This window comes from Cryobacterium sp. GrIS_2_6 (assembly GCF_035984545.1).
Lineage (GTDB): Bacteria > Actinomycetota > Actinomycetes > Actinomycetales > Microbacteriaceae > Cryobacterium.
Map to the genome: position 1 here is coordinate 2386456 of NZ_JAXCHP010000001.1, position 12820 is coordinate 2399275.

The following is a 12820-nucleotide window of genomic DNA, read 5'->3' on the forward strand; positions in this document are numbered from 1 at the left end:
ATCTTGATCAGAGGCTAGTTCCTCGCGGGAGATTTCAGCCCAGAATCACTCGTGGCAACATTTTGGCAACACTTTTCTGAGTGCTGACCTGATCGAAAGCCCTCAAAACGGCCCGAAATACGACCCAGTTTCGTTGGGTCGCTCGGCGCGACGGCGCAACACCAGTTTGTGTCGGTCCCGGTACGACGTGGGCCCTTCCAGCGCGAGAGTGACCAGCGGCGGGTCCAGCGCCAGCACGATCTGACGAACTGTGGAGTAGCTCGGCGTCGGATACCCCTGCTGCTGCGCCTCACCGGCGGTGAGCCGGTTTAGCGTTGCCAGGCTCGGGCTGGGTCTGGTCAAGGCGAGACGTTCGATAAACGCCACCGCTTCCGGGGCGCTGCGTCGCACGCCCTTGTCGGCCCGCGGATGCGCGTCCAGTCCGTCGATCCCGCGCCTGCGGTACAGGAAATGACAGCGTTGCAGGGTTCGCTCGCTGATCCCGGCGTCCCTGGCGAGGGCTGCGAGAGGGACTTGATCCTCAACATGAAGTCGAAGGATCCGCCACCGGTCTTGTCCGTCTATCACACCTGGCTACATCGCTGAACTCGCGCGTGCCGCGTCGGCCACCATCTGGTGACGGTAAAAGGTCGCGCGGCTCCACACCACGAGGCGTGCGGCATCCTCAGCGGTGCGCCCCTTCGCCCTGGCCTCCCGAGCCAGGGCCAGCTTGTCGGCGATCACGACCGGGTCCGACAGCGGATGCCCGAACCGGGTACCGTTCTGACGAGCCGCAGCGATACCGGCCGTGACCCGTTCGACGATCAGCTCACGCTCATACTCTGCGAGAGTGGCCAGCATGTTCAGCATCAACCGCCCCGTCGACGTCGCCGGGTCGATGCCGTCCGAGATCGACCTGACATTGATTCCTCGTTCGCGCAGCAAGGCGACCGTGTTCAGCACGTCCATCAGCGAACGAACCAACCGATCGACTCGCCACACCACGACCGTGTCACCGGACTCCGCATACTCCAGCAGCTTCTTTATCCCCGGCCGGTCGATCGCTGTTCTGCTGCCCGATGGGACATCGGCAAACACGTCTCGTTTTTGGACTCCTGCGATGAGCAACGCGTCCAGTTGCAACTGCGCGTCCTGACTCGACGTACTCACCCGCGTCTACCCCAGTTATCTCACGACGCCCATTCTGACTCATAAAACCCGGCCCCGCAGCAGAATGAGACGAAACACGGCAAGACAACTTTCCAAGACACTACGCCTGGCGGAATGCTGCGATGTTCGACGAACTTTCCAGGACACGGGCTGATGTCTCAGAAAGCTGTACTTTATTGAGACAATGGTCCAGCCGGGTGCGCGGGTCCAGTGGTGCTCGGTTTGCTGCTCATGATCGACCTGAAATCATGGGTGTCAGTTCGGCTCGAGGTCCGGAAATAGACTGCGAGCATGGTCAAAAACGCACTCCGTCGACGCCTTCCTTTAGTGGCCGTCGGAATCGCCGTGGTGCTGTGGTCGACGAGCTTCGGAATCAGCAGCGAGGTCTTGAAGACGGCGTCACCAGCCGCGCTCTCGGTCGGCCGGTTCGCGATCGGCCTGATCGTCCTCGTCCCCCTCGCCGCACGTCGGCCACTGTTCGTGCGTACCCTCCGAGACCCGCGTACGATTCTGCTCGGGCTCCTCGGTGTTGCGATATATTACTCGTTGACCAACGTCGGTCTTGAGTTCACTACTCCCGGCACGGCCGCTCTCAGCAACGCGGCGCTTCCCGCGCTGACCGCCCTGCTGGGTCTGTTCATTCTGAAGGAGCGCCTGGCTCCCCGCACGATCGTCGGACTAGTGCTCGCGACCGCCGGCGTCGTCATCGTGGCGGGTGCTGGCCTCACCTTGGACATCGGCGTGCTGCTCTGCCTCATCGGCTTGACGAGCTACGCACTCTATACAGTGCTTCTCCGCAAGGGTGTACCCGCCGAGCCCCAACAATGGGCGGCCGTCGGTCGACGGGCGACCGGGGCCGTTGATCCGCTCGTGCTAGCGACGGCGACCGCCATGTGGGGTACGGCCATCATGCTCCCCTGGCTCGTCGCAGAGATGGCGGCCGGCGCGGCCGCCATCCCGAGCGGATGGGGAGGTCTCGGCGGTCTGCTGGTCCTCGGTGTCGTAATCACCGCACCGACTCTCGTGCTATTCAACTACGGCGCCGAACGCCTTCCCGCCGCAGCCACCGGCGCGCTCACCGCAGCAATTCCGGCACTCGGCTACCTCTTCGCCCTCTTACTTGGCGAACCATTCGACGCGATCACCGCACTCGGCGGCGCAGTCGCGCTCGTCGGCGTCGCCATCGCCTCGGTCACAGTTCCCTCGACCGACTCGAGTCCGGCCGGTTCGGGCTTACCCTCACACGAGGACGTCGCCGCCGGCCCTTCGGCACGCGACTGATCAGAGAGCAGGGCACTCGACAGGAGCGCAGTGCGCCACCAAACAGTCATCAACGCCGCCACAAAGGGATGACAGAACGCCGCCACTTTGCGATCAACTCCACGAGTCGACCCATCCGCGAAGGCCAGATTCAACGGTGAAGTAGATCTGCCCCCAATAGTGGCCAGTGTCTCGGTGGCAGTGTGATGCCGCGTCGCGAAACCTTAGGGACATAAAACGTCTCACGACCAAGACCCATGCCTCCTCAAAATCGGCGGAAACTGGCGGCCCAGCGAGTCTCATAACGACGTTGCATAACCGCCTGCTTGAATTGACGTACTCACAGTAGCTATGAGACACCAGGAGACAATGGTGAAGATGATCGGATACGCGCGCGTATCGACGCTATCAATCCGCCGACCGGCAAGAGGCCGACCTTCTGGCCGCAAGTATCCGGCGCGATGACCTTTACATAGGCAGCGGCGTTTCCGGCGCTCAAGCCTCGCGGCCGAATTTCGATCGCGCGCTCGATGCACTCGAGGCCGGCGATAGTCTCGTCATCACGACTCTGGACCGGCTGGGGAGATCGACGCAGAATATGCTCGCATTTGCTGAAGAGCTCCGGCGCCGCTGCGCCGGCCTCCGCGTGCTGAACCTTGGCGGCGGCAACGTCGACACAGCGACTCCCATGGGCTCGATGCTCTTCACGATCATGGCTGCACTCGGTCAGATGGAACATGAAATAAGGCGAGAGCGCGTAGTCGACTCGATCGCCAAGCGCCGAGACGCCGGTCAGGATCTTGGCTGAAGTGCATCGCCTCGCCGCAGCCGGCGAACGCCAAGCCCGGGCCTCACTCCGAGCGCTCAGGGCTCAGTTGCCGTGTGCTTCGATTGAAACTGGCTGCCATTCGTTCCACGTCGCCAGGCGCGATTCGTAGTCCTTCGTCGCGATGTCGAGAGGCGCCGTGCCGAAAAAGATGCGCAGTGGCGGCTTCACCGCATCGACGACCTTCAGGATCGCGCCTCTAGTGGCCGTGGGGTCACCGGGGTTGTTCGCAGAGGGACGACTCGCCGCAGCCTTGCGGACATCGGCGTACTCAACCATCTGCTCGCTGCGCGAGGCTGACGGGCCCGACCAATCGGTCGAGAAGCCACCGGGTTCCACGAGCGTCACGTTGATACCGAAACCCGCGATCTCTTGTGAGAGTGACTGCGAAAAGCCCTCGAGTGCCCACTTCGAGGCGTGGTAGGCCCCGACGGTTGGGAAGGCGCTGATGCCACCGATGCTCGATACCTGGATGATGTGACCCGAACCCTGTTCACGCATGATTGGAAGTGCCGCCTGTGTGATCCACAACGCTCCGAACAGGTTCGTCTCGAGTTGTGCTCGGACCTCGTCCTCGGTCAGCTCTTCAATCATGCCGAAATGACCGTACCCAGCATTATTGACGACGATATCGAGCCGGCCGAAGTGTTCGGCCGCCTTCTGGACGGCCGCGAAGTCCGCATCCCTGTCCGTGACGTCGAGCCGGATCGGCAGGAAAGTTTCGCCGTACTTCTCAACGAGGGCGTCCAGAGTTTCCAGCTTTCGTGCGGTGCCCGCGACGTTGTCCCCGCGCTCCAGCGCTGCTTCTGTCCACTCACGGCCAAAGCCCTTGGACGCGCCAGTAATGAACCAGGTCTTGCTCATGGGTGTTTTCCTTTCGATGACGTACGTGCACAGATAATATCCGGAAGGCAAAACCTTCCCGAATGCACAGGGTGTGAGGCTCTCGCGCCTTGACTAGGTCAGCGCGGTGCTCCGGAAGAGATGCAATCGGCTGACGCCCCAGATGATTGCAGCGAACACGACAGTGGCAACAGCGATGGCCACAGCGTAGAGCGCGACGACACCGTAGCCTTGTGCAGGGTTCAGGAACGGGTATGGCACCCATCCATCAGTTGCTCCCCGGATGAGGACGACGATGATCCACACGATTGGGTAGATGAGCGCGACCCATAGTTTGTTCCACGAGAGGGGACTGCGGTCGCTGAAAATCACCCAATCCAGGGCTGCGTAGAGGGGCAGAATCACGTGGAGAACGGTGTTAGCCCATGCAAGGGAGACGCCCCCTTCGAGACCGGACAGCAGAACGTTGTAGACCACCCCGGTAATGACTATGTAGGTTGTCGCACATCCGCGCGCCAATACCAACCATCGCGACTGGCGTTTCCCGGAGAAGGACACGAGGGCGGCGATCAGGAGAACGCTGACCAAAATGATGTTGCTTTGCATAGTGAAGAACCCGAAAAAGTTGAACGGGTTGATCGTCGCGCGAGTGGCTGTGTCGAAGAACGTCGACACGATCGCCACCAGGCCCAGGAATGCGACAGTGAGCCGAAGTGCAGGTACAAGATATCTCATCTTTCGCCTTTGATCAGGGGTGCAGGTGTCAGGAAATCTGTGACGTGCTTGAATCCTAGAGGTCACGCCCGCCCGCACACGGAGCTCTCCGTCGTGGCGGCCAGCTACCGGACCGGTCATTTGGGATTTTGCCGCCGACGACGAGAGTCCCGTCCGGCGCGAAGAAACGGCGGCCAGACGAGGGTTCCGTTTCGGATGGGATCTGCGTCTGTGAACATTCCGGCGTAAAGTACCACCGATTTATGCCCGCGTGCGCATCGATGTATCCACCCGCTCGTCGACGAGGGTGTGCAGGCCAGTTTCTGCTACCAAACCCATTGGGTCCAAGCTTCAGCTGTCGCTTCGGCTGGTTAGTTTCCGATGAGGGTCTACCCAATGCCGTATGCGCCGGCGACGCACATAATTGCGGTAGCGGTCCAGCCCATGGTTGCGGCGAGCTTACCGTTTCGGTATTTGCCCATTACGGTGCTGTCGCGGGAGATGAGCATCATCACGATCAGGAACGGGCCGGCGGCGATGCCGTTCACGATCGCGGAGAGCACGAGGAGGGCGATGGCGAGGTACATCACGCAAACCATTTAGCGCTCGTCCGCCGTTTGACGGAGGGCGAAGATCAGGCCCCGATGATGCCCACCCTTCTTTGATCGTCGTGCGTGACGATCGTCCAATGAGTGAGAAAAGCGGTCCCGGCCCGCGCGCTGCTGGTCCGAGCGCCAGGCCGAGACCGCACTGAAGCCGACGACCTCGAGGACACGGTCAAGGACACACCCCTTGAGGGGGCCACTCGCCTCAAACCCGGGGTGCTACGTTCAAATCAGGTGGCTTTCAGCTGCCGGCGAGACGGGCGTGAACGTCAATCGCACAAGGCACACCCGCCGTGAGACGGGGTCGCAAAGGCACGGGACCCTCGGGCCAGCCGGCCTACCGAATGGTTAGGACCTACACGAGATGAGCTTCCCCTTCTTCCGATCCGCCAGACCCACCGCCCCAGAGGCGCACGAAGAGCCCCAACCCGTCCTTCCTGAAGACTCGACGAAACCCAAAACCAAGATTCTCTGGTTTGGTTCCGCCCCGGCAGTCCCCCGGCCGATCAACACAATCACAAAAGAGCATCATGATCGCCGGCCGATTGCAGACCCGCACCTCTGAGGACATCGAGGTCCGCGCTTTGTCTGGTTGCGAGTGGAGAGTCATCGACCGCCGCATCGCCAGAAACAGTGCTCTCTGCCTGGTTGGCTTCATCAAAGCACGGCCACTATGAGGTCATGGAATTCCTTGACCCGGTTGAGCGCACTGCCTTCCCGAGTCTGGACGGAGCAATAACACCCGGTGAAACACGACGAAATACTCCCGCGAGGCGGTCAATCGGCTGCCAAACTGGCACAAGGAATCTCCAATCTGCCGTTATGGCAACATCGTTTGGGCAAGGCAGCGTGTACTTTTTTCACCTATCAGCGCTGAGCGTCCCGAAATTTCAAAGGAGAGATTTGTGACCGAAGAAAGCCCAACCAAGAACCGTGGTCTGGAAGTCCGTTCCATCGACTACGTGCCCAAAAACGAGCGGCACGGCAAGGTCTGGCACATCGGGCCGCTCTGGTTCATGTGCAACGCACAGATCGCGACCCTCGCGATCGGAGTCGTAAGTTTCGCCGCCGGCGGAAACCTGGTCTGGTCGCTCATCGCGATCACCATCGGGCTGGTCATCGGCACCGTCTTCATGGCGGCACACTCATCGCAGGGCCCGAAGCTCGGTCTGCCGCAAATGATCCAGTCGCGACCGCAGTTCGGCTACGTTGGCGCCCTCCTCGTGTGGCTCTTCGCCTTCCTCCAGTACGCCGGTTTCAACGTGTTCAACACGGTCCTCGCAGGCAACGCGATCAGCGGAGCGCTCCATTCCGACCCGGTCGTCTCTCCATTCTGGTTCTGGGCGGTCACCATCGTCGGCGCCGTCGTCGCCCTCTTCGGCTACGACCTCATCCACAAGATGGAGCGCTACCTCACGTACGTGACGGTCGTCGTCCTGGCACTCCTGACCTTCTCGGCGCTCGTCAATCTGCACCTGCCCGCCGGGGCCTTCGATCTCGGCGATTTCAATCCAGTCGCATTCTTCTCCCAGCTGGGCGTCGTCGCCGGGTACCAGATCTCCTGGGCAATCTACGTCTCCGACTACTCGCGCTACCTGCCCGCCGAAACGCCCAGTCGCAGTACCTTCCGCTGGACGTTCTGGGGCAGCGCCATCGGCGGCGCCTGGCTGATCTTCCTCGGCGCGTACCTCGCCGCGGCCGTCACGGACTTCGACGCCGGCGATCCGATCACCGCCATCCAGGGCGTGGCCGATAGCCTCTTTCCCGGCTTCGGCACGATCGCGCTGCTCGTGATCGCTCTTGGCCTGGTCGCGGTCATCGTGCTGAACATGTACGGCGGATCCCTCACCCTCATCTCCTCGATCGACAGCATCCGCAAGGTGAGACCGACCGTAACCGTTCGAATCGTCACCGTCGCGATCACCGCCGGCATCTCCGGCGTCCTTTCGCTCTATGCCTCGAGCAACTTTGCGGTCTTCTTCGCGGACTTCCTCCTGCTCGTCTTGTACTTCTTCATCCCGTGGACGGCGATCAACCTCACCGACTACTTCATCGTGCGGAAGGGCCACTACGCGATCACGGAGATCTTCAAACCCAATGGCATCTACGGCCGTTGGGGCTGGGCGGGCATCACCGCTTACCTGGTCGCGTTTGCGTGCATGACCCCGTTCTTTGACATCTCGGGCTTCTACGTCGGGTTCGTTTCGCAGGCGATGGGCGGCGTCGACCTCGCGCTCTTCGTCGGCCTGCCGATCGGTGCGCTGCTCTACTGGCTGTTCACCAGGAACCTGGACGTCGCGGCCGAACGGCAACTCGCCGACGAGCAGGCCGACGCTCTCGAGCTCGCCTCGCAGGAGCAGGAAGACCTCGCGGGCGCTCTCATCGACTAGGGCCTGACGGGGTGAAACGGCCGGGCCTGTGACCTCCCTGGTCACCGGCCCGGCCCTTTCACGAATGATCACCTCCGGCCGCGATACGGAGCAACACAACGCACGTCGGCCACGAGACAAGGAGTAAGACATGATCCGCATTGCGTGTCGACAGCTGGCACCGGTCATTCCCGACCTGGCCGGCAACGTCGAACGATCCGTGGCCGCCGTGCGCGAATCGGTGGCGGCAGGCGCCCGACTGGTCGTGCTGCCCGAACTGGTCACCACGGGCTACATGTTCTCCTCGCAGGAGGAGGCCCGGTCCGTCGCCGTGACGACGGACCATCCCGTGTTCGCGCAGTGGGCACTAGCGGTGGCCGGCGTCGACGGCGTCGTCGTCGGCGGCTTCGCCGAACTCGGTGCCGACGGCCTCGTCTACAACAGCCTCGCCGTCGTCGACGGCTCCGGCGTCCTGGGGAGCTACCGCAAGACTCACCTGTGGGATAGGGAGAAGCTCGTCTTCACGCCCGGCTCGGCCGTCCCCCCTGTCGTGGACACCCCGCTCGGCCGGCTTGGCGTCCTCATCTGTTACGACCTGGAGTTCCCCGAGATGACCCGCAGCCTGGCTCTGCGCGGGGCCGAGCTGATCGTCGTGCCCACCAATTGGCCGCGGGAAACCGTACCAGAGGGCGAGCGAGTCCCAGAGGTCACGGTCGCCATGGCTGCCGCGTATACCAACCATGTCGGCGTCGTCTGCTGCGACCGCAGCGGCATCGAGCGCGGCCAGGACTGGAACGAGGCGAGCTCCATCATCAACGAGCACGGCTGGGTCGTCGCCACCGCCGACGCGTCGGGGATCGCGATGGCCGACCTGGATCTGCTCCGGTCCCGGGACAAGACCATCACGCCGTTGTGCGATGCGTTCGGCGACCGGAGGCCGGAGCTCTATAGCGAGGTCGTCGCACCCCGGTAGACCACCGCCCGGTCGGCTCGGCGATGGTGAACGGCGTCGGTCAGCGGCGGTGGTACGCCGCGAGCAAGGCCCAGAGCTCCGCCCGCCCGGAGAAGGCATCGAGATCCAATTCCAGGATGGCCGCCAGCCGCTGGACCCGGGCGCGCAAGCCGTGGCGGTGAACCCCAAGCGCCCGGGAGGCAGGCCCCCAAAGCGCGTTGTGTTCCAGCCAGACCCATCCACAATTCAGCAGGTCGCGGCCGTCAGCTTCGCGCAATACCGGGGCGAGGCGGGCAAGTGCCCGGCGTGCGACATCGCCGCGGTCGAGCAGGCCGAGGACGCCCTCGGTATTGCGGTCGGAATGGACTGCCCCCTTGGTGCCGGATCGGAGGGCATGTGCGAGGGCGCGCGTGGCCTGGTCCAGCCCAGATCGGAATTCTGCGTAGACAGCGGGCGCGGAAACGCCCGCTCGCACCCCGACGGAATCGACGAGCTCGCTGATGCGTGACTGGTCGGATGCCGACACGATGAACACGAACTGGTCGCCTGCGCGGGCGAAGAAGACCCTTCCCTCACCATCCTGGACCGTGCGCTGGAACGACGCCTCGAGAGCGGAGTTAGCGGAGGAACCGACATCGCATGTCACCACCAGGACGGGCTCTGAGGGGAGGGGCTCGGAGACCGCGGCCATCACCTGGTCGGCCGCGTCCGCGTGGCCGGAGACGAGAAGGTGCAACATTTGCTCTCGGATGATGTGCACGCTCCGGTCTGCGGCGTCGTGCTGCTCCAGGGACACCGCCACGAGAGCCAGAGCGGCGGTGACCACCGACTGTGCCGCGGCGTCGAGTACGTCGACGTCGGCCACGGCGAGTGCCCCTCGGATGGCGTTCCGCGAGCCCAGGGTCTGGATGACGGCGTGCCGTTCGCCAAGTCGAACGGCCACGCTTGACCGACGCCCAGAGTTCAGCAGACGCGCCACCTCCGCAACGAGCTCGGCGCTCTGGTGGCTTCCGAGGCTGCCCAACGGGTGCACGGAGGTGACGTTCCCGCCGGAGTCGAACATCACCACCCTGCATTCGAGTTGGCGGGCCAGCTCAGCGAGTACGTTGTGCACTCCCCCGGAACCCAGCGCCGAAAGGGACAAGGACTGTTGCGCCTTGAGCGCCCAGTCATCGCGTGCACTAGCCTCCCGCACGAGCATGTCCGCCGCCCACCGGATGATCGCGATGAACGGGGTTCGGTACGGCACCTCCACGAGCGGAAGTCCGGCCCCAGCGCAGGCGGCGACCAGATACGGCGGAGTGCCCGAGCGGACGACTTCGGTGCCGAAGCCAAGCGCCCTGACCCCGTTCGCAGTCAACCTCCGCACGTAGTCGACGAAAATGCCGGACGAAGCGCCCACCATGAACTGGGTGCCCGTCGTCAGCAGCATCTGGTCGTCGGACAGGAAGGGCGTGGGATCGAGGAGATCCGTGCTCGAGATCCACTGGATCGGCTCGTCGATACTCCCCTCCGCGGTCACGATCGTGACCCCGAGGCTCTGGCGTTGCAGCAGCTGGCGCACGGTGGGAGGCATGAATGCCAAGGCTAGTCCAGAACGTGGCAAGCTCGCCCGGCAGCCCGGCGGAGACGGGCAGCCGCAGGCCCGCATCAAGGTTGCTCGCCGGTCGATCACAGGGGCATCGATTCGTCGACGCCGTCAGGGCACATGCTCCAGACCCCACCGATCTCGTTAGCGACTGAGGAACGCCAGATATTGATCGAGCGCACGAACGCAGGCATCCACGACCGCTCAAGAATCGTCCAGGGCACTCCCCCAGCCTGGCGACACGTTTCGTTTCTCGAGGTCGACTGCACGGATCTCACCGTGAACGCGCGCCTCGTGCAGGCCAGTGTGAATGCTCCGCTCTCCGAAGTCGCCTGCACGCCGCGACTGAGCTTCTGCGGAGATTTCGGACAGCGGACCTGGTGGTTTCTTCTACGCTGCCAGGGCTGGCTGTTGATAACCATGGTGGACTTCGTTGGGTCTGCGGTAGCCGAGCGCTGAGTGCCGGCGTCGGCTGTTCTAGAAGCCCTCGATGTAGCGGATGACGTCGCTGCGCGCTAGGGTTTTTGTCGCGTACGCGGTGCGGTAGACGCATTCGTTCTTCAGCATCGAGAAGAACGATTCGGCCATGCTGTTGTCCCATTACACGCCCGTGCGGCCCATCGAGGACCGCATCCCGAGCCTGGTCACCAGGGCCCGGAATTCGGCGGACGTGTACACGGCGGATTCAACCGGTCGTCGCAACACCGGTGCTTGCGGACAACAGTAGCTCGTTCATCGCTTCGGCTGGCGTCTTGAATCCGAGCGTCTTGCGGGGGCGTTCGTTCAGGGTCTTGGCGACGGCGTCGAGATCGTCCAGGGCGTAGCGGGTGAAGTCGGTGCCTTTGGGGAAGTACTGGCGCAGCAGCCCGTTGGTGTTCTCGTTACTGGGCCGCTGCCAAGGCGAGTGGGGATCGGCGAAGTAGATCGGCAGCCCGGTCTGGATGCGGAGTCTGGCGTGTTGGGCCATCTCGGCGCCCTGGTCCCAAGTCAATGACTTGCGCAGGGTCTCGGGCAGGCCGGTGATGGTTCGGGCGATCGCATCACAGACGGCGTCGGCGCCGTGTCCGGCTGTCGCGGGCCCGTTCTTGATCTGTGCGCCGATCATCTTGTGCTCGTCCATCGGGGGCAGGTGCAACAGCATCGTGAACCTCGTGGTGCGTTCGACGAGAGTCCCGATCGAGACCCCGCCTAGTCCGAGGATCAGGTCCCCTTCCCAGTGTCCGGGAACGGCCCTGTCGTTGGCTTCTGCGGGCCGGGCGGCGATCATGACTTCCTCTGACAGGAAGCTCTTGCCTCGTTTTGCGCGGGCCCGCGGCACTCGCAACGCCCGACCAGTGCGTAAGGCCGTGGTCAGCTCGCGGCGCAGCGCTCCACGACTCTCGATGTAGAGGGCCTGGTAGATCGCCTCATGCGAGATTCTCATGCTCCTATCGTCGGGGAAATCGACCTTAAGCCGACCTGCGATCTGCTCCGGGCTCCACGCTGTGGACCAGCGGCGATCCTGTCGGGGCCCATGTCGACGCCCGTTCCACGCCCCGATCCCGGGAGCTGCAGCGGGCGTGCCATCAGCGCGCTTCACTGTTCCATCCAACCGGGACTGAACGTAATCGCGCAACAGTGGGCTACCCGCGAGCTTGGCCATCTTGGGCCGGCGGGCACGCCGGTCGGAGTGCCACTGGGCGCTCGTGGCACGGTATTCAGCCTTGCCGCCGCGCGAGGCCGCGTTGCGTCGTAGCTCGCGGGAGATCGTCGACGGGGACCGGCCCAACGCCTGTGCAATCTGTCGAACACCAAGATTCTGTGCTCGCAGGATCGCGATCTCCTCACGCTCGACGAAGGTCAAGAACCTTCCTGACAGCGGTGCCTTGCTGAGGTCTCGCATCCCACCAGCGTGACGGAAGAAACGTGTCCCGACTGGCGCCGACACGCCGGCCCGCTCACCAGCATCCTCGCTCGAGACACCCTGCCCAACGAGGTCCCAGAAATTCTGCCGGTGCTCCCGGCGCCACCCCGGCGGCCGGCCCGGCGACCGCATCGGCTCCCGCCCGAGTTGCGTGGCCATCCAATCCTTCGGACGTCCCATAAACCACCTCCATAATCGAGGTGTTGCTTCCACCGGTTGAATCTGCCCACGCTGCCGCGGTCGGAATGCCAGATCGCGTCCGGCTCGATCCGGGTCGTCACGGCCGCGTTTCGGAGGGCGTCGGCGACGAGTTCGGTGCGCATCTGATCGGCGAGGGACCAGCCGACGACTTTCTTGGAGTAGCAGTCGATGACGGTCACGAGGTAGATGAAGCCCTGCCAGGTGTGGATGTAGATGATGTCGCCGACGAGCTACACCCCTGACCGGTCGGCGGTGAAGTCTCGTTTCACGAGGTCGGGCATGTTCGCTGCGGCTTCGGTGCTTGATGAGCCAGTTGCGGAGAGTTCCGGGGCCGACGCCATACGCGGTCGCGACGTCCTTGATCGATTTGGACGTAGTAATCACCTCGCGACACAACTCGTCTGTGAACT

10 protein-coding genes, 3 pseudogenes and 1 riboswitch are annotated in these 12820 nt (G+C 63.4%); of the genes and pseudogenes, 4 read left to right on the forward strand and 9 right to left on the reverse strand.

Annotation, left to right across the window (positions count from 1 at the left end; all coding sequences use genetic code 11):
- Nucleotides 1-102: 102 nt before the first annotated feature.
- Entirely contained in the window at nucleotides 103-567 is a 465-nt protein-coding gene (locus tag RCH22_RS11770; RefSeq protein WP_327014125.1) for a leucine zipper domain-containing protein, read from the reverse strand.
- Between the two features lie 6 nt (nucleotides 568-573).
- Nucleotides 574-1149, reverse strand: coding sequence for a recombinase family protein (locus RCH22_RS11775; protein WP_327014126.1), 576 nt, complete (start codon nucleotides 1147-1149; stop codon nucleotides 574-576).
- Between the two features lie 291 nt (nucleotides 1150-1440).
- Here RCH22_RS11775 and RCH22_RS11780 point away from each other — a divergent pair, with 291 nt between their 5' ends.
- Nucleotides 1441-2430, forward strand: coding sequence for a DMT family transporter (locus RCH22_RS11780; RefSeq protein ID WP_327014127.1), 990 nt, complete (start codon nucleotides 1441-1443; stop codon nucleotides 2428-2430).
- A gap of 348 nt (nucleotides 2431-2778) precedes the next feature.
- A pseudogene (locus RCH22_RS11785) lies at nucleotides 2779-3214 on the forward strand (recombinase family protein); the annotation flags it as partial.
- 66 nt (nucleotides 3215-3280) lie between these two features.
- Here RCH22_RS11785 and RCH22_RS11790 read toward each other — a convergent pair.
- The 3 genes from RCH22_RS11790 to RCH22_RS11800 form a co-directional block, all read right to left on the reverse strand.
- Nucleotides 3281-4099, reverse strand: coding sequence for an SDR family oxidoreductase (locus tag RCH22_RS11790; RefSeq protein ID WP_327014128.1), 819 nt, complete (start codon nucleotides 4097-4099; stop codon nucleotides 3281-3283).
- Nucleotides 4100-4192: 93 nt separating this feature from the next.
- A complete protein-coding gene (locus RCH22_RS11795; RefSeq protein WP_327014129.1) occupies nucleotides 4193-4813 on the reverse strand; it encodes a Pr6Pr family membrane protein in 621 nt (206 codons plus the stop codon).
- A 368-nt stretch (nucleotides 4814-5181) separates the two neighbouring features.
- Nucleotides 5182-5391 carry a hypothetical protein gene (locus tag RCH22_RS11800; protein ID WP_327014130.1) on the reverse strand — a complete coding sequence of 70 codons (210 nt, stop codon included), beginning with the start codon at nucleotides 5389-5391 and terminating at the stop codon, nucleotides 5182-5184.
- Between the two features lie 277 nt (nucleotides 5392-5668).
- Nucleotides 5669-5742: riboswitch (cyclic di-GMP riboswitch) on the forward strand.
- Nucleotides 5743-6302: 560 nt separating this feature from the next.
- Here RCH22_RS11800 and RCH22_RS11805 point away from each other — a divergent pair.
- Together RCH22_RS11805 and RCH22_RS11810 are read left to right on the forward strand one after the other, a co-directional pair.
- Nucleotides 6303-7787 (forward strand): cytosine permease, encoded by a 1485-nt coding sequence (locus tag RCH22_RS11805; RefSeq protein WP_327014131.1) that lies wholly within the window; start codon nucleotides 6303-6305, stop codon nucleotides 7785-7787.
- A 130-nt stretch (nucleotides 7788-7917) separates the two neighbouring features.
- Entirely contained in the window at nucleotides 7918-8739 is an 822-nt protein-coding gene (locus RCH22_RS11810) for a nitrilase-related carbon-nitrogen hydrolase (protein ID WP_327014132.1), read from the forward strand.
- A 40-nt stretch (nucleotides 8740-8779) separates the two neighbouring features.
- On the opposite strand, the gene RCH22_RS11815 is transcribed toward RCH22_RS11810, so the two are convergent.
- The 4 genes and pseudogenes from RCH22_RS11815 to RCH22_RS11830 all read right to left on the reverse strand — a co-directional run.
- Nucleotides 8780-10294 carry a PucR family transcriptional regulator gene (locus RCH22_RS11815; protein ID WP_327014133.1) on the reverse strand — a complete coding sequence of 505 codons (1515 nt, stop codon included), beginning with the start codon at nucleotides 10292-10294 and terminating at the stop codon, nucleotides 8780-8782.
- Nucleotides 10295-10696: 402 nt separating this feature from the next.
- Nucleotides 10697-10987 (reverse strand): annotated as a pseudogene (locus RCH22_RS11820) (integrase core domain-containing protein); the annotation flags it as partial.
- 4 nt (nucleotides 10988-10991) lie between these two features.
- Nucleotides 10992-12368 (reverse strand): IS30 family transposase, encoded by a 1377-nt coding sequence (locus RCH22_RS11825; RefSeq protein ID WP_327014134.1) that lies wholly within the window; start codon nucleotides 12366-12368, stop codon nucleotides 10992-10994.
- 47 nt (nucleotides 12369-12415) lie between these two features.
- Nucleotides 12416-12706: pseudogene (locus RCH22_RS11830) on the reverse strand (DDE-type integrase/transposase/recombinase); the annotation flags it as partial.
- Nucleotides 12707-12820 lie beyond the last annotated feature (114 nt).

Excerpts from the sequence above, each read along its gene's own strand:
- RCH22_RS11780 (WP_327014127.1), top strand. The coding sequence starts at position 1,441 with ATGGTCAAAAACGCACTCCGTCGACGCCTTCCTTTAGTGGCCGTCGGA.
- RCH22_RS11790 (WP_327014128.1), bottom strand. The coding sequence starts at position 4,099 with ATGAGCAAGACCTGGTTCATTACTGGCGCGTCCAAGGGCTTTGGCCGT.
- RCH22_RS11795 (WP_327014129.1), bottom strand. The coding sequence starts at position 4,813 with ATGAGATATCTTGTACCTGCACTTCGGCTCACTGTCGCATTCCTGGGC.
- RCH22_RS11800 (WP_327014130.1), bottom strand. The coding sequence starts at position 5,391 with ATGGTTTGCGTGATGTACCTCGCCATCGCCCTCCTCGTGCTCTCCGCG.
- RCH22_RS11810 (WP_327014132.1), top strand. The coding sequence starts at position 7,918 with ATGATCCGCATTGCGTGTCGACAGCTGGCACCGGTCATTCCCGACCTG.
- RCH22_RS11815 (WP_327014133.1), bottom strand. The coding sequence starts at position 10,294 with ATGCCTCCCACCGTGCGCCAGCTGCTGCAACGCCAGAGCCTCGGGGTC.
- RCH22_RS11825 (WP_327014134.1), bottom strand. The coding sequence starts at position 12,368 with ATGGCCACGCAACTCGGGCGGGAGCCGATGCGGTCGCCGGGCCGGCCG.